This window comes from Mesorhizobium australafricanum, from assembly GCF_033977265.1.
Lineage (GTDB): Bacteria > Pseudomonadota > Alphaproteobacteria > Rhizobiales > Rhizobiaceae > Mesorhizobium > Mesorhizobium australafricanum.
Window position 1 is genome coordinate 179,242 of sequence record NZ_JAVIIT010000011.1, and the last position, 16,454, is coordinate 195,695.

At 58.7% G+C, this 16,454-nt stretch carries 13 protein-coding genes and 5 pseudogenes; 7 read left to right on the top strand and 11 right to left on the bottom strand.

What is annotated here, in order from left to right; all coding sequences use genetic code 11:
* Window positions 1–3: 3 nt before the first annotated feature.
* Window positions 4–1,545 (bottom strand): IS21 family transposase, encoded by a 1,542-nt coding sequence (gene istA, locus RFM98_RS21505; RefSeq protein ID WP_320310721.1) that lies wholly within the window; start codon window positions 1,543–1,545, stop codon window positions 4–6.
* A gap of 194 nt (window positions 1,546–1,739) precedes the next feature.
* Here istA (RFM98_RS21505) and RFM98_RS21510 point away from each other — a divergent pair.
* The 4 genes and pseudogenes from RFM98_RS21510 to RFM98_RS21520 form a co-directional block, all read left to right on the top strand.
* A pseudogene (locus RFM98_RS21510) lies at window positions 1,740–2,196 on the top strand (IS3 family transposase); the annotation flags it as partial.
* 493 nt (window positions 2,197–2,689) lie between these two features.
* A pseudogene (locus RFM98_RS31425) lies at window positions 2,690–2,874 on the top strand (ATP-grasp domain-containing protein); the annotation flags it as partial.
* A gap of 106 nt (window positions 2,875–2,980) precedes the next feature.
* On the top strand, window positions 2,981–3,661 hold the full coding sequence (locus RFM98_RS21515) for a methyltransferase (RefSeq protein WP_320310722.1): 681 nt from the start codon (window positions 2,981–2,983) through the stop codon (window positions 3,659–3,661).
* Between the two features lie 239 nt (window positions 3,662–3,900).
* Window positions 3,901–4,998 carry a D-alanine--D-alanine ligase family protein gene (locus tag RFM98_RS21520; protein WP_320310723.1) on the top strand — a complete coding sequence of 366 codons (1,098 nt, stop codon included), beginning with the start codon at window positions 3,901–3,903 and terminating at the stop codon, window positions 4,996–4,998.
* Window positions 4,999–5,484: 486 nt separating this feature from the next.
* Here the strand turns inward: RFM98_RS21520 and RFM98_RS21530 are convergent, their stop codons facing one another.
* Window positions 5,485–6,999, bottom strand: a complete 1,515-nt coding sequence (locus RFM98_RS21530; protein WP_320310724.1) for an ISNCY family transposase — start codon at window positions 6,997–6,999, stop codon at window positions 5,485–5,487.
* Between the two features lie 188 nt (window positions 7,000–7,187).
* Here RFM98_RS21530 and RFM98_RS21535 point away from each other — a divergent pair.
* The 3 genes and pseudogenes from RFM98_RS21535 to RFM98_RS21545 all read left to right on the top strand — a co-directional run.
* Window positions 7,188–7,292, top strand: a pseudogene (locus RFM98_RS21535) (tyrosine-type recombinase/integrase); the annotation flags it as partial.
* A gap of 715 nt (window positions 7,293–8,007) precedes the next feature.
* Window positions 8,008–8,123, top strand: a pseudogene (locus RFM98_RS21540) (IS6 family transposase); the annotation flags it as partial.
* Between the two features lie 461 nt (window positions 8,124–8,584).
* Window positions 8,585–10,264 (top strand): N,N-dimethylformamidase beta subunit family domain-containing protein, encoded by a 1,680-nt coding sequence (locus RFM98_RS21545; RefSeq protein ID WP_320310725.1) that lies wholly within the window; start codon window positions 8,585–8,587, stop codon window positions 10,262–10,264.
* Between the two features lie 188 nt (window positions 10,265–10,452).
* On the opposite strand, the gene RFM98_RS21550 is transcribed toward RFM98_RS21545, so the two are convergent.
* From RFM98_RS21550 to istA (RFM98_RS21590), 9 genes and pseudogenes are all read right to left on the bottom strand, one after another.
* On the bottom strand, window positions 10,453–10,743 hold the full coding sequence (locus RFM98_RS21550) for a tyrosine-type recombinase/integrase (RefSeq protein WP_320310726.1): 291 nt from the start codon (window positions 10,741–10,743) through the stop codon (window positions 10,453–10,455).
* The gene (locus RFM98_RS21555; RefSeq protein WP_320310727.1) at window positions 10,709–11,095 is read right to left on the bottom strand and encodes a tyrosine-type recombinase/integrase; all 387 of its coding nucleotides are present in this window, start codon (window positions 11,093–11,095) and stop codon (window positions 10,709–10,711) included. The genes RFM98_RS21550 and RFM98_RS21555 overlap by 35 nt, the downstream gene beginning before the upstream one ends.
* Window positions 11,096–11,124: 29 nt before the next feature.
* Window positions 11,125–11,457 carry a site-specific integrase gene (locus tag RFM98_RS21560; RefSeq protein WP_320310728.1) on the bottom strand — a complete coding sequence of 111 codons (333 nt, stop codon included), beginning with the start codon at window positions 11,455–11,457 and terminating at the stop codon, window positions 11,125–11,127.
* Window positions 11,454–11,984: a tyrosine-type recombinase/integrase gene (locus RFM98_RS21565; RefSeq protein WP_320310729.1), complete on the bottom strand. Its 531-nt coding sequence runs from the start codon at window positions 11,982–11,984 to the stop codon at window positions 11,454–11,456. Before RFM98_RS21565 ends, RFM98_RS21560 begins: the two co-directional genes overlap by 4 nt.
* The gene (locus RFM98_RS21570; RefSeq protein ID WP_320310730.1) at window positions 11,920–12,387 is read right to left on the bottom strand and encodes a site-specific integrase; all 468 of its coding nucleotides are present in this window, start codon (window positions 12,385–12,387) and stop codon (window positions 11,920–11,922) included. The genes RFM98_RS21565 and RFM98_RS21570 overlap by 65 nt, the downstream gene beginning before the upstream one ends.
* Window positions 12,384–12,911: a site-specific integrase gene (locus tag RFM98_RS21575; protein WP_320310731.1), complete on the bottom strand. Its 528-nt coding sequence runs from the start codon at window positions 12,909–12,911 to the stop codon at window positions 12,384–12,386. The genes RFM98_RS21570 and RFM98_RS21575 overlap by 4 nt, the downstream gene beginning before the upstream one ends.
* A 224-nt stretch (window positions 12,912–13,135) precedes the next feature.
* Window positions 13,136–13,546: a hypothetical protein gene (locus tag RFM98_RS21580; RefSeq protein WP_320310732.1), complete on the bottom strand. Its 411-nt coding sequence runs from the start codon at window positions 13,544–13,546 to the stop codon at window positions 13,136–13,138.
* A gap of 250 nt (window positions 13,547–13,796) precedes the next feature.
* A pseudogene (gene istB / locus RFM98_RS21585) lies at window positions 13,797–14,572 on the bottom strand (IS21-like element helper ATPase IstB).
* Window positions 14,573–14,588: 16 nt separating this feature from the next.
* Window positions 14,589–16,142 carry an IS21 family transposase gene (gene istA / locus RFM98_RS21590; RefSeq protein WP_320310733.1) on the bottom strand — a complete coding sequence of 518 codons (1,554 nt, stop codon included), beginning with the start codon at window positions 16,140–16,142 and terminating at the stop codon, window positions 14,589–14,591.
* Between the last annotated feature and the right edge of the window lie 312 nt (window positions 16,143–16,454).

Consider the following 16,454-nt stretch of genomic DNA (forward strand, 5'->3'; position numbering starts at 1 on the left):
GGTTCAGTGGAAATAGCCCTGACCGCGAATGTTGCCGTGGCGCAGGGGTTGATGATCGGGCGCCTCGTCGAGGAACGCGCGATCAAGGCCGTTCTTGAGGATCGAACGGATCGAGGCGACGGAGCGTGCCTTGATGAGGATGCCGCGTTGGCAGGCTGCATCGACGCGCGTGTTGCCGTAGCTCTTAGTCAGCGCCAGGATGCCGAGACAGGTGCGAAAGCCCTGTTCGGGATGCGGCCGGTCAGCGATGACGGCTTGGAAGAAGGCGGCGGTGGCAGGACCGATCTTCTCGCCGGCCGCGATCAGTCCCCCCGGCGTCCACTTGCCGTAGCGGCGATGCGCGCTCGGCATGTGATCGGCAACGGTGGTGTGGCCGCGCCGGTTGGGCGCACGGGCGTGGCTGGCGATCCGCTGCCCCTTGTGGAAGATCTCGACAGTGTTGTCGGCGATACGCACATCGACGAGCTCGCGGATCAGGCGGTAGGGCGTGGAATACCAGTGTCCGTCGACCTCGACATGATAATCGGGCGCGACACGGCAACGCTTCCAGCGCGCAAAGACGTATGGCTGGTCCGGCAGCTCTCCCAGCTTCGGCCTGTCGATCTCGGCGAAGAGCTCGGCGCGGCTGGAGCCGAAACCGCGCATCTGGCGGGCGTTGAGATCGGCGACGAGCAGGCGGATGGCGGCGTTCAGCTCCGCCAGGCAAAAGAAGCGCTGATTGCGCAGCCGCGCCAGGACCCAGCGCTGGGCGATTTGCACGGCGACCTCGACTTTTGCCTTATCCTTCGGGCGTCTCGGCCTGGCTGCGAGAACTGCGGTGCCGTAATGGCTCGCCATCTCCGCATAGGTCCGGTTGAGACCGGGGTCGTAGCGATCGGGGTTGGTGACGGCGGCCCTGAGATTGTCGCAGACCACGAACTTCGGCACGCCACCCAGAAAGGTGAAGAGGTTCGTGTGCACGCCGATCCAGTTGGGCAGGCTCTCGCTCGGGCACGCCTCGGCGTAGGTATAGTTCGACGCGCCCATCGCTGCGACGAACAGCTTCATAGGATGCGCTTCGCCGGTGATGGGGTCGAAGATGTCGATGGTGTCGCCGGCGAAATCGACAAACACCTTCTCGCCGCCCAGGTGCGTCTGGCGCATCGTCGGGCGTGCGCGCCCTTTCCAGGCCTCGAAGGTCGTACAAAACCAGGTGTAGCCAAGGCCGTCAGGATTGGCCGCACGATACTCTTCCCAGAGCAGCACCCGCGTTACATTGCGCCGGCGCAACTCCTTCTCGACATAGCTCCAATCGGGCACCGGCCGCCGGGGGCTTTGCGACGCTGCCTTCGGCGCCGGGAAGAGCAGCAGCTCAAGGCCTTCGTCATCCATCCCCTCGGGCAGCGGCCAGCTCAGCCCGGCAAGACGGGCGCGCCGCAGATAACCATGCACGACGCCATTGCTGACCCCGAGCGTGAGCGCAATGGCACGCTCGGTCAGGCCCTGGACATGTCTTAGACGTAAAACTTCTCTGATCCGGCGCATCGACAATCTCTGGGTTGGCATCAGGCTTCCTCGTTTTGAACGAGGCATCCTGTAGACAGGCTGAGTTGTCGGCCGAAGCGTCCAGCACCTCCGAAAAGGTGCTCACGATCGTCTGAAATCGCTGCTCACGATCACCCGAAATCGTTGCTCATGATCCCGTGAAATCCGTGCTCACGATGCGGTGAAATCCGTGCTCACCATCGCCTGAAATACGCAGCGTGGCCGGCGACAAGCTCTACCTGTCTCCCATCATGGACCTCTACAATGGCGAGATCCTCGCGTTCGAAACCTCACGAAGGCCGCTGTTCAAGCTGGTGGACAATATGTTGACCAAAGCCCTTGCCCAGCTCGATGGACGAACGGCCGATTCTGCATTCCGATCAGGGATGGCAATACCAGATGCCGGCATTCCAGCGCAGGCTGGAAGCCAGAGGCCTTGCACAGAGTATGTCTCGCAAAGGCAATTGCCTCGACAACGCACCGATGGAGAGCTTCTTCGCCACGCACAAGTCCGAACTCTTCTATCCGGAAAGATTCGAGACCGCCCAAAGCCTCGATACGGCCATCGTGCGCTACATCGACCTTTACAACCACCGCCGCATCAAACTGGAACTGAGAGGGCTGAACCCTGTGCAATACAGGACCCAGCCCTTAAATGCGCCAGCTCAATGAACCGTCCACTTTATAGGGTCAGTTCAAAGACCCCGGGGCGGTTCAATCCTCCGTCCTACCATTTTTGGGAGTAAACCTGTTCGACGATCGCCATCACGCATGACCCACAGTCCCGTGTGCGCTGCACTTCAACGGCCCAATGAGTCAGCATCAACGGATCTCCAACCTGTTCCAAGATCCAGCCTCAGCTACTGTGAAAAGATCCAAACTCCGCAACCGACACTTCAGCACCCTAAACGTCCGAACCGCCAAAATTGTCTTAGACAATTCGTGGTGCGACGCGGCCGGTCAAAAGCTATGTAACATACCCTTCATTGAATTTATAGAATCTTCACGTGCGTCAAATCGGTGTGAATGGTACGTTCGCTTCAACGACTGGATCAAGGGCGGTTAGAGTTATGCTGGTTGTGCTCAAACACAGAATGCACAAGGAGTTTCAATGACAAATAAGAGCGCTCATCCTAATTGAAGACGACAATAGACTTTCCACCTGATGCTCGACCAAGCGGTCCGGCGTCATGGTCTTCGGCCAATTTTTTTGGTCGGCTGATCCGGCTCAGTACGACCCCATTGCTGCGGAGGGTATTGAGGCGTGTCGATACAGACAATCTCGATGCGCTGATCCACGAATGTTCCCGGCCAAGTGCCACCTATGGGATTACCGGGACAGAGTTCGCCGTCCCCACGAGGCATGACCTGAACGACGGCATGCTCTAGAAACGCAGAAGTCTACCAAGCCGGTGTAAACCGCTCGCATTATTGATTATATAAGGAGAAACGGAAGATGACAGACCTTGATCATGTAAAGATAAGGCTTGAGCATAGTCAACATCGCGCGTTTCCGCTACATACTCAAGCTTTTGGATTAAAATTGACCGTAAATCAGGGGGTCTTTTCACCACAAGAATTCCAGGCTTGGCGCTGGCTTGCTGAGAATTTTCCTCCCGTTTCTGGGAAACGCATTCTAGAAATCGGTTGTGGGTTCGGACTTCCGGGCCTTTACCTCGCGGCAATCGGTGCGCAATCTTTGCTCGCTTGTGATATTGACCACAAGGCGGTCGCGAACACATTAGAAAATGCCGCTAGAAACGGTATCAACAATGTTGAGGTGATTGAAAGTGATATTTTTTCCAATATTCCATCTAATCGTAAATTCGATTATATTTTTTGGAACTATCCCTCAATTTATGCTCCGGGAGATTATCAGTATACTGACGAAATCGAACGAGGGGCTGTTGATCCAGGCTATCGGTTGCTCAGCCGGTTCTTATCGGAAGGGCCAAACTTCCTCACAGAGTCTGGCTATATCCTCCTGGGGCTGGCGGCCGACGGCGCGCGGGACGATCTTTTCTCAGAGATTATTCACGCAAACGATCTCGTTTCCGTGCTTCTCGCGTCAGGTACCTACCCGCAGGTGACCCAAATCTACAGGATGTTCTCTATACGCAAATCTTGTGCGGTCTGACGACGCGAATGAGCAAGGAACGCCTCCATACCGTTGCGCCTAGCGCCTTGACTGCCGCGCTCGCCGCTCGATCTCGGAGCAGAGAGAGAGCAACGCGTAATGGACGCGCGCTATGACACAAAGCCAGCCGCCGGCCTTGAGTGCCGTTCAGCGACCGGGATGCCATTGTATAGGGTGCGTTAAACCACCGGCCTTTGTATCGCTGCTGAATTTTTGATATTTCACCTAAAGGAAACGATATGCCTCTCGAAGTGTCGTTCATGTTCGGTGGGATTTCTACCGAATACGATGGATCCATAGAATCAATGATAAGCATTGCGTCTGCTTACTTGAAGCTAAGTAAGATAGACAGGCCGTTTTTTGTCCGGAACTTATATCATGTTAGTCGGCTAGATGGTCTGGTCCGAGCGATATCAATGAGCAACGTTACTAGGATTGATGATATCACCAACTTTATTTCTACTACACCCTCTATAAGCGGGCAGACACTTCTTGCCTTTTTTGATGCGATCGCATCTCGTAAAGAATATGTTGTAAATTTGTTGCATGGACAATTCGGCGAAGACGGCGGGGCTCAGACGCTTGCAGCACTTTCAGGCTTAAGGGGCATGTTCGGCGACCCACATGTAGCATCGCTAACCATGAATAAGTATGCAATGTCGGCGTTCGTGTCTTCATTGCTGCCTAGTGAAACGGTGCAAGTGCCAAGGACGATACTAGTAAGACCCACAAATGTCACCGAAGCGATTCAGGTTGCAAAATCAATTGAGGGCCCAATCGTAGTGAAGCCGAATTCGTTGGGTTCGTCGCTGTTTTCACGAGTTTTTTATAATTCTGATGAGTCTGCAGCAGACGTTGAGGGCCTTCTTCGCACAATCTTTAGTTACGACAGTGCAGCGTTGTTGCAGGAGTTTATTCCCGGGGAGGAGTATACCTGCGGCTGTATATGCAGTTCATCGGACTCAATTGTTTTTCCGGTAGTAATGATAGAGTCGCGCGGTCAGTTCTTAGGACGCGACCAGAAATGCTCTGGTGACAGGTATCGGAAAAAGGTGGTTGATTCCACCGATGGCATTTCTAGAAAGATTGTTGATGCGACAAAGAGAATAGCCGAGTATATCGATATATATAATATAGCTCGGTTCGATTTCCGAGTTAACGGACCCGACGTCTGGTTTTTAGAGTGCAATTATCTTCCAGGGTTGGCGGTCGATGGCCTTATCCACACAATGCTTAACCATCATGGCATGACAGTGATTGACATGATATACTGGATTATGCGCAATTCACCTTCGTTTATAAAGCCTGAGCATTATATAAGTTACGAGTTGATTTGAAGCTTTTCGTTTATACGGAAGGTAGCACTACTTGGCAGTTTTTTGCGCAATTCTGCGACAGTGGGGACAACGGATTGGGGGGGGCGGTTGCGCGAGCGCGGCGAGGATAGCTTGCCTGACAGCGGGCACCCGCTTCTCGATGCCCCGGGCCTCGCAGGCCACACGACACGCGACGTGAAGCACCTGCGGGTCCATAGGACCCGGAGCGGTCGCGGCGAGGAAAGAGCCACTGGGCGGGCCGGGTCAGGCGCCAATAGCCACGCAGGATCTCCAGCAGCGGTGGCGACAACACCACGTAGCGGTCCCCGCCACCTTTGTGCGGCGCGACAATCAAGGTGAGAGCGCGTATTGCCTCACGTAACGATGCTCCCCGAGATTCAAGCGTTGCCTCATCCATTTTGCTCCCGGCTTGGGGCGAAGGAGGCCGGGCGCGGAGATGGCCGGGGTTTCGCAGCGCCCGGCCTCCTTCGCGAGCGCCACGGCGCCTCAGTGTGGCCTTGCGATCTCCAGGATCGGCGGCTCCTTGTTCAAGGGGCCAAACAGCAACGCGTCCGCCTGTTCGCTGCGCCAGACCTTCAGCCGACGCTGAAGTGTTCGAAGCAGTTTGTCCGGGTAGTCGCCGGGATACTCGGCCTGCAGTCGTGACAGAAGTTCGCTGCCGGTTCGCCATGGTTCGGCTTCGAACCAATTTCGCAAGTCGGCAGTCGCCTTGACGAGAGGGTCAGGACGCCGCCGCCCCCTTTTGGCTTTCACAATCGGGCGATCCGTCGGCCGGATAGCACCGTCCTTCCAGGCAGTCCGCAAAGTCGCCAGGAAAAGGTCAATCGCCTGAGTTGCCCCGTCAGGGCGCACGGCCGGCGAAGTATCGGCAAGCGTAGCGAGCCGCTCCTGCATGGCGCGGATATCGCGCAATAGCAGGACAGGATCGAGTCCGGCGTAGATTTCCTGCAGTCGGGAGCGGACTGCATCTGAGGTGCGAGCGTCGGCGACCAGACGCTGATGCGGCGTAGCTGGCGGACTGTACGTCTTGCGCACACGCGCGCCGTCGCGCTGCTTCGCGATCAACTTGAACGATGGCTGAAAGAAGTTCACGAACAGCCGCGCTGACCGGTAGAGCTTCGCTAGCAGCGCGGCGGCCTCCAGCCCCTCGAACCGACGATATCCGACCATCCTGCGCACCACGGCGCCATTCTTCTGCTCGACGAACGCCTGGTCGTTCTTGCGGTAGGGGCGGCAGCGCGTGAAGACGATGTTGGCGGCGGCGCAATAGGCCTTCAGCGTCTCGTTCATGAAAACGGTGTCGTTGTCCGTATCCAGGCCGAGAAGCGCGAAGGGCAGTTGCTTGCGCAATTCTGTGAGCACCGTGCTCAACAGCGTCTGTTCGCGAACCAGCAGCGGCGCACATTCCGTCCAGCCGGTCGCGATGTCGGTGAGCACGAGGGTTTGGATGAAGCTGCCGCGAGCCGAAGGGCCGCTATGGGCTACGAGGTCCGCCTCAACGAAGCCTGGCGCTGGATCGTCCCAATCCGCCGACGTTCTAATGGGAATGCTCCGTCGCAGGGCGTGCGCTGCGGGCCGTCGTCGGGGACGTCCCAAGCCTGCTCGGATCGGTCCCAGCGTCCTGTCGATCGTGGCCGCGCTCATCGCCAGCAATTTGCTCCGGATTTCGGGCGCTAGGTCAAAATGACCGTGCCGTTCCATCGCCTCGAGAAGGACCGGCAGCAACGCCTTCAGCCGCTCGCCGCAGACGCGGTCAGATGCCTCCCATAGCAATATGAGCGCATTGCGTTCCGCTTCATCATAAATCCGCGGCCGCGCTCGCCGGCCTGAAAACGGCCCTTTACCGCATCGTAACAGCCGCATCGCGTGCTTGCGGTGAAAGCCAGTGACGACGACGAACTCATCCAAAATTCTCGCCTTCTCCGCTCGCGTCGAAGCACGATAGCGCTCTGAAACCGCAGCCGTCAGTTCTTTCCGTGTCGCCATGCTCAGCCGTCCCATAGTTGCCCCTGCTCATACCCCTCGGTAGGGAGCAACTTATGTGAGGCAACGGCTGAACATTCAGGAACATTTTCGACGAGGCAATGCGGCCTCTCACCCAGATTGTCGCGCTACACCTTTGCCTTCCTCGACGCGAATAATCATCCGACGGCTAAGCTTCACGGCTGAAGGTCACCGATATCGACAACGTGCTGAGCGCCGACGAGGTGGTCGGCTTCCTCGAAGCCGTGGACGGAGTGAAGAACCGGGTCGCGCTGACGACAGCGTATACTGCGGATCTTCGCGCTCTGGAAGATCCAAAGAAGAACCGCGGGGCGCACACTGCCTGGTTTAGCGCGCTCCAAGGACCCTTCGGCTCAACCAAATGCAGCTGATAGGTGCGAACTTGGGAGAGCGCTCGATTGGCGGCACCGTCCGCCGGTCGAGCCTTACGCTCGCCGGCAATCGGCGCGCCCGCCGCGCGTTGGTGGAAGCGGCTTGGACGTATCGCTATCTCGCCAGGGTCAGCGAGGCCCTGAGGATCCGGCACGAGGGTTGCCAAAGGCTGTCCGCGACATCGCCTGAGGCGCAAATCAGACTCTGCACCCGCTCTATTGTCGGCTCAGCGCCAGCGCAAGAAGCCGCCGGTGGTCGTGGCTGCGATCGCGTGCGAGATGGCCGCTTTCCTATGGGCCATCGGCAGGGAGGTCGCGCCGTCGTAGCGGTGTCGACCCGACCCGCTGCACAGCGTTGGGGGTGGCGCCACGGTGGGGAACTCCCGTCGCTAGTTATGTGGCCGAGCCGATACGCCCGACGCCCGCCCTCTAGACCGAGGACAGCCCCGAGTCGAAGACACGGAAGGCGGTATCTAACCCGCGGATGAGAGTCTGATCAACCGTCGTCTCTGAGCTCTCTGTGCAGCTTCAGCCGATCCGACTGCTTCGCAAAACCTGCCAAACAGCCGATCTCCTCTTGCCTTCCGCTTGACAGGGAACATGAGAGACTAAGAGCTGAGATGCCATTTGCCGATCCAAGCGAAACGTGATGCCGGGCATGTCGCACAAGGGATTGGATAGCCGGGCGGAGAATGCACATGTGCCCCTGCGAAAACGCGATGGGATGTGCAGGGCTTCCGATCACCAGGAGCCACGGCAAATGGATGCCGTGGCCCTGGTCAGCCAACATCAGCGGCCGCTGGTCTCAACTCGTGTATATGCAGACGACGTGACATCGCCAGCACGCCTCGTTTGGAGGGAGGTGTGAACTCCTTCTGCATGCTGCGATCGTCACTGCAGCCAGGATGGAAAGTTCTGCCTCAATTGCCTCGCTTGGATTTCGACCAGTTGGCGCGCCGTGATCGCGGCCGTTCAATAACGAGGAAATCAAGCATTTTGTCCGACATTGATCCGCTGCTGGCGGCCAGGATCGATGCAATTATCCATTCATAGTGATCAGCTCTTTCTATGTATCAAACTTGGATTAAGGCTCCCATTTTCGAATTTGACAGAAATGGCTTGTCCATGGAGTTTCACCTGACCGGCTGCCTCCCTAGGCCATTCTCTTCCAATGCGAACCGCTTATAAAAATTTATACGGAGTATGATGAGATGACTCGACCACCGGCCTTTGTTCAGACTTCACAAAAAATCACGACTGAGCCCCACTCGGGTCAAAAACCGGTTGATCTCAATTGGTTGGAGATACCATCTGAAGGAGGTTCGCCAGCAGCTTGGCTCTATGCTGATCGGGACAGCTTCCATTCGGGAGAGACTGTTAACGTCTTTCTCTCAACAAATGTCGAGTGGGTGACTCTCCGCATTTACCGCGATGGTGCTAAGCGTACCCTAGTGCATGAGGCCTCTCGCTTAAAAGGAGAGTACCAGCCCATATCGCCAAACGCTTACATTGACGGTTGTGGCTGGCGCGCGTCTTACCACTGGACAACGGACGGCGCACTGCCCTCTGGAGCATACTTAATTGAGGTCACCGAACACGACAGCAACGACGGAGCAACACTTGGTCACCATCTCGTGTTCTTGCGGTCGCCCGGCAATAAGAAGAAAACGCTAGCGCTGGTCGCCTCGGTCGCAACATGGCGGGCCTACAACGATTTTGGCGGAGCAAGTCACTATTGGGGAGTACACCCAGATTACTTCAGAGGCTTTTCTCCGATTTTGTCTACCAAGCGTCCGTGGGGACGTGGGCAAGTTTGGCTACCCGATGGCGCGCCGCGCATAAAATCGAACGTACGTCCTAGGTCGCCACGACCGGCTCGATATGAAGCCCTGGAATATGCATATGCAAAGGGATTGTCGCGAAATTATGGAGCCGCCGGCTGGGCAAGCTACGAAAGACTATTCGTTCGGTGGGCGGAGAAAAATGGCTATTCAGTGGATATCCTTACCCAGGATGAGCTTCATCACGATCAAGATATACTAAATGACTATCCTTGCGCAGTATTTGTTGGACATTGTGAGTATTGGACCAGAGAGATGCGCAATGCTGTTCATGTATTCCTCAATCAGGGCGGTAACGTTGCGCGTCTGGCCGGCGATTTCTCGTATCAAATCCGTATGGACTATGAGACAAGCCAACAGATTTGCTACACCGCAAAAGCTCCCGAGCGCGACCCGGTCTATGGGACTGAAAACAGCCATCTCCTAACTGTCGGCTGGGAAGACCCGAAAGTCAATTGGCCAGGTGCGGAAACCTTCGGTGTTAACGCGGTACGGGGAGCCGCTCCAATTGGCTTCGGCAACGTAGGCGCCCGCGCCGCTCGCGGCTTTACAGTTTTTCGCCCGGATCATTGGTCATTCGACGGAACAGGTCTTGATTACGCAGATATGTTCGGCGACGAACATGGTATCTTCGGTTTTGAAACGGACGGCCTTAACTACACATTCCTTGATGGGCTGCCGATTGCTATAGAAGGCGAAGGATGTCCGCCAGGCTTGGATATTTTAGCAATGGGCTGGGGCCGGGTTTCTGAAGGAGGCCTTCCCGAGCATCGCTACGCTCAGTTGTTTGGCGACGACCTCGCGGTCTTGCGAGCCCGGTGGTATGACCGCAAAGAAGACCGAGCCACTGTTGCAAAGCACAGTGCTGGCACCGGCATGATCGTTTCGTTTCGTTCTGGTGCTGGTGAAGTGTTCACAGCCGCGACAACTGACTGGGTACTAGGACTTGAGGGAAACGACTTCTATACCTCGACGGTCACATCGAATGTGCTTGATCGCTTTCTCCAAGGGAAGAGCAATAACTCACAAGGAATCGGGCTGCCTGGATAGCCAAGATCGGCACGTCACTGTCGCATTTCTAACTTGCTGCACCCTGCCCCTTGGATCGGCCAATGCGACATTTCTACTTTGCAGAGCGAGCGACATTTCTACATCGCCGCCACACCGAGATTATGTGGCGGAGCTGTCCTGGCGCCAGCCTGAGCCTGCCCAGTTCGGGATCTTCCGCCACATAATATTTAGATGCTGTTCAGCAGTTGCAGAACGACATCGTTCGGTCGGAAGCGCACGCCGCGATTGCCGTCAACGCCTCCCTTCCCGAGCCCATTGCGCATCATCTCGACATCCGCGGCGGCATAGCGATGGGTGGTGGCGACTTGCGCGTGCCCGAGCCAGGCTTGAATCGTCAAGAGATCCACACCGGACTGAAGGAGCTTCATGGCGAGGGAGTGTCGGAAAATGTGTGGCGATATGGGCTTGTCGCTCAGGACCGGCCTAATGGCCGCGGCCTTGGCGGCCGCTCGCCGCACGATATGGGTCGCTCCGAAACGCGTTAGGCGCTCGTTGCGGGACGCCGACAAAGATCGGTCGTGGCTCGTGGTTCGCGATTCCGTGTTCGCTCAACAAGGCGGTCAGCGCTCGCGCCAGGTCGCGAGCAATGGGGATGACGCGATCTCTGCGCCCCTTGCCGTGCAACAGCACTTGTGGATGCTGCCGTTCTAACTGAAGGTCGTTTGCGTTGACGCCGATGGCTTCCGAGACACGGGCGCCGGTCCGTGCCAGAAACAGTAGAAACGTGCGGTCGCGCCGCCCACGGGACGTCCTCTGATCGGGGACCGCAATAAGGGCGTCTACTTCGGCCTTGGTGAGGTGGTGCGTCACCTCAATGTGAGTCCGTTTTATAGGAATCGTCAGCGTTGGGCGACACCGAAGGACGCCGGGTCAGCGGCTGCTACGTGATGGAAGAAGGATCGGATGGCGGCCAGTCGGGCATTGCGCGTGGCGATGACGTTGTTGCGCTTCTCCTCGAGCTCGTCGAGGAAGGCGAGAACAAGGTCTCGATCGAGGTCTTCGAGCGCCAATGCCGCCGGCTTCTTCGCCAACCGGGTGGCGGCAAAGATGATCAGCATGCGCAAGGCGTCGCGATAGCTGGCCACGGTCGCGGGAGTTGCGTTGCGCTGCTTGGTCAAGCGCCGGCGAAAGTAGGACTCCAGGAGCGGCGCCAGCAGCAGGCGTTCGCTCATACTGCACCTCCGTCGAGGAAGGCGCGCTCCGCCGCAATTGCGAGAAGATCCGCCGAACCGGTGAGATAGTAGGCTGTATCGCTGTAGCTGGCGTGACCGAGATATGTGGCGAGCAACGGGAGCAACGCCTGAACGTCCGCGCGCTGTTGATGCCAGAGGCCGAGACGGGTCACGGCGAACCGGTGCCTGAGATCGTGTGGCCTTAATGGCTTGCCGCCATTGAGACCAGCAAGCTTGCGGGCCTCGGCAAAGCCGTTTTGCAGGCCCGTCGCCGAGAGGCGATTGCCACGAGAGCTGAGGAAAAAGGCCTGGTCCTTGGGCATGGGAAAAGCGGCATCCCGCTCATGGGCGTAGCGACGAAGGGCAGCCTGGGTCGTCGTGTGAACTGGAACGAGACGGTCCTTGCGGAACTTCGTTCTCCGAACGAGGAGAACCCCGTTGGTCAGATCGACGTCGGAACGATCAAGTCTGACCACTTCGCCTGATCGCAGCCCCGAGCTCGCCAATAATCCGATGAGCGTCGCCATTGTCCGCCCCTTGAGAAGAATTCCTGGGCGAGATGCGGCGACATGCGTCAATGAGCGACGCCAACTCGGCCTCGCTGAGGATCCGCGGAGGCGGAATCGCTCTGGATCTGGGGAAAGCCCTGCGCTCCAAGGCTTCGGTTCGCGCGTCATAGACGGCGAGATACTCGTAAAACCGGCGGAGCACGCCGTGACGAGTGACGCGGCTGTTGGCGGCGCCGCTGAACGACAGGGCGAAATCCAGCGCCAACGTTCGAGTGGCGAGCCCATCGAGCTGAGCGCGCTCAACGTACCTCACGAAAGCCCGCAACGTGCCGGCTTGCTTGTTGAAGGCATAGCCGAGGGAGTGGCGCAGTTCGATGTAACGCTCGGCCTTCTCGCCGAGGAACCGGGCGAAGGCGGTCATGCCACGCCTCCCGGAAAGGGAAGTGCGACCTCGGCGAGTTGCGAGGTCGCGACCTTTACGTACAGCGCCGTTGTGTTGATGCTGCGGTGTCCTAGGAGATCGGCGACTTCGTTGATCGGCCGTCGCTGCTCAACAAGTTGGGTGGCTAAGCTGTGGCGCAGGAGATGCGCACCTCCGACAAACTCGATCCCGCTATGCCGCAACCGCCTCTGTACGATCCTCGAAACAGGCGACGCGCACTTGAATGGCCCCACCGGCGGCGTGAAGGACAGGAATAGGTACGGACTATCCACCTTCGGCCGAGCGCGCAGGATGTAGTCGGCGAGCGCGGCGCCGGCTTCCTCGATGAGTGGGGCCACCCGATCACGCTTGCCCTTGGTGCGCCGGACAAAAACCTCGCCAGTTCGCCAGTCGATATCGTGAAGCTGAAGGGCGCGCAGCTCGCCGTTGCGAATGCCCGTGGTGGCGAGCAGCAGCAGGACGGTTCGATCGCGAACGTCGGCCGGTGTCGTTGCGCCGATCATGTCGATTGCACGCCGAACGTCATCCCATGCAAGGCGCGGCGGTAGATGAGCCAAACGCCAGTGGGGCGTCCTGGGGACGACGCGGGCGAGATCCTGGTCGTGGTAGCCAGCCCAATACAAAAACCGAAGAAATGTCCGGATGTGAGAAGTTGCTGCAGTGCGGGTACCGGAGGTCGTCGATCGTGACAGCCGATGTTCAACAGCAGCAAGGACATGCTCAGCCGTCAACGCGCCGAGATCTTGCCGGGATGATGATGATGGAACCAATCCAGAAAGCGGCGGCCACCCAAAAGCACGCCTTCGCGAGTCTTCGGCTCCAGTCCGCACACCCTGCGCAGATAGTCCGAGAAGGAGGCCAGAAGCAGAGCATCCGGATCATCATCTACACCTGGAGCGGAACCAATGAAGCGCTCCGGAGCCACTCGGCGTGCGTGTCCCAGAGCCGACACTGCCCCAATGCGCGGAGTATCCGTAGTAAACGTGCACAAATAGCTGTCGATTACATCTTGAGAGATAGGCATCGCACCACAACGAGCCCCGGCAAACTGGCTAAGGCGCGCAATCCGGCTCAGGTAAACCTTGGCGGATGCTTGCTTATACCCAAGCGAGAAAAAAAGCTCCGCAAGGCGATCCATCTCGCCACCGAGCGCACCGCTACACAGGCGCTTGAGCACCCCACTTACGAAAAATAGAACTCGAGCATATTGTCCCTCCGGGATAGCGGTGCAGGGGAATCCCGCGCCCATCGGAGAGGCATGAAATATTATGTGGCGGAAGATTGCGTATTTCGCAAAAACGGGACAGTCGTTCCGCTAAATCGCGGACAGCAGTTTCACTAAGTCGCGGACAGCAGGAAGGGGTCGGCCCTCAGTTGCCTGGTTGAACTCATTTGCGATTGATTTCGCCGTTTTCGGCGCCGGTCAAGAGCGGCGGTGTTTTTTGCTTTCTCATGCTGTCGCCTTCGAGGGTGACGCGATGGGCGTTGTGGATGATCCGGTCGAGAATGGCGTCGGCGATTGTCGGCTCGCCGATCATGGCGTGCCACTGGGCGATCGGCAGTTGCGCGGTGATCAGCGTCGATTTCCGGCGGTAGCGTTCCTCGAAGATTTCCAGCAGATCGAGACGCTGCTGGTCGGTCAGGCTGTGGGTGCCCCAGTCGTCAAGGATGAGCAGTTGCACCCGAGCCAGCTTGTCGATGAGACGGGGAAAGCGGCCGTCGAGACGCGCCAGAGCGAGATCCTCGAACAGACGCGGCATGCGCAGGTAGAGCACGGAATGGTCGAGCCGGGCGGCCTGACGTCCGAAGGCGCAGGCCAGCCAGGTCTTTCCGGTGCGGTCTGTCCGGTGATGATGAGGTTCTCGTGCGCCTTCAGCCATACGCCTTGGGCCAGCGACAGCGTATTGCGCCGATCGAGCCCGCGATGCGCGGCGAAGTCGATGTTCTCGATGCAGGCGTCGGCAAAGCGCAGCCTGGCAACGGCGAGACGGTTGGTCAGACGCTTGTCGGCACGCATGGCGACTTCACGATCGAGCATCAGGCCAAGCCACTCGTCGCGGCTGAGATCGTCGGCGTTGCTCTGGTCGGCCAGGTCCTGGTAGGCGGCGGCCATTCCGCCAAGACCGAGAGCCTGCATCTGGTCGAGGGTTGGATGTGTCAGCATGGGTTTATCCTTTCCTTCACTGATAATAGGACCCGCCGCGGATGTTGGTGTGCGATGGCGTGGGCTTGACCGGCTCGGCCGCGGGCGGCACGCGATCGAGGCCGGATTTGAGGATGGCGTTGACGGAGGAGTAGGTGATCGCATTGATGGCCAGTGCCCGCGCGCAGGCCGCCTCGAGCCGATCCCGCTCGTAGCGACGGGCCAGCGAGAGGATGCCAAACGCGGAGCGGTATCCCTGCTCGGGATGGGGACGGTCGCGCATCATCCGCTCGACCAAGATGGCGGTATTGGCGCCGATCCCGGCTGCCTGCCGGATCAGGTTCGCCGGCGTCGTGTTGGCATAGCGCTGGTGCGCCTTGGGCATGTGCTCGTTGACGGTGACATGGCCGCAGCGCTGCGAGCGGCGGACATGGCTGGCGACGCGCTTGTGATCATGGAAGAGCTCGACCACCCGGTGGGTGAGCCGCACATCCACGCGGCGCCCGATCAGCGCGTGCGGCACCGAGTAGAAGGTCCTGTCGATCTCGACATGATAGTCGGGATGCACCTTCGCCGATTTCCACTCCGCATATTCGAACGGGACCGGCGGCAATGGCGACAGGGCCGTTCGTTCGATCTCCTCGAACAGCTCCCGGCGGCTTTTGCCGACATGGCGCATGGGGCGGTTGTTCAGATCCTCCAGCAACACCGCGATTGCGGCGTTGAGATCGCCGAGACTGAAGAAGCGCCGGTTGCGCAGCCGGGCCAGGACCCAGCGCTCGACGATCAGCACCGCGCCCTCGACCTTGCCCTTGTCGCGCGGCTTGCGGCTTCGGGTCGGCAGGATCGTCGTGTCGTAATATTCTGCCATGGCGGCGAAGGTCTGGTTGAGCGTCGGCTCGAACCACAGCGCCTTGGCGACGCCGGCCTTCAGATTGTCGCAGACGATCGCCTTCGTTACTCCGCCGAAGAAGGTGAGTGCCCGGCACTGGCCTTCGATCCAGTCCGGCAGCTTCTGGCTGAAGCTGGCATGGGCGAAGGTGAAGGACGACGCGCCCAGCACCGCAACGAAGATCTGAGCCTGGCAGATGACGCCAGTATCGGGATCGACGACGGGCACGGTGTGGCCCGCATAGTCGGTCTGCATCACCGCGCCCGCCTCGTGGCGATTGCGGAACGTTGCGCTCGCCTGGCGCTGGAAGGCGCCGAACCGGTCGCAAAACCAAGTGTAGCCATAACCATCGGGATGCGCCGCGCGGTATTCCTGCCACAACAACGTCAGCGTCACGCCCTTGCGCTTCAGCTCGCGCGAGATCATCGCCCAATCGGGCTCGTCCAGATCCTGCGGCGGACGGCCAACCCGGCGAAACAGAAGCCGCTCAAGCGATGCGTCATTGTCACAGCCCAGAGGCAGCGGCCAGTCCGAGATGCCAGCCTCACGCGCCCGCAACAGATAGGTCGAAACGGAAGTCTTGCTGATCTTCAGCCGTTCCGACACCGCTCGCACCGAGAGGCCCTGCTCATGCGTCAGGCGCAGGATTGATCGTAGGTCTTTCACTGTCGTTCGTCTCGCTTGCTTCCGTCTTGGCATGGCCCCCTCTCAACCCGATGATGAGAGGGCAAAATGCCAGAACGGCGCTCCCGAGAACCGACCGTCATATCCGCCCCGAAAACTGTCCGGAAATTAGCGGAATCACTGTCCCGTAATTACTGAAATCGCTGGAGTGCACCCCCAGGCTGAGACAGGGAAAATCGCGGACATCGTCCCACGTTAAGCTATGCCGCCTTTTCCATCTGTCGTCCACCTGAATGCTTCTGTTCGTATTCCTCCGGCGTGAGATAATGGAGCGCCGAATGCAGGCGCTGCGTGTTGTAAACGGTATCGATGAAAGCGCCGATGCGC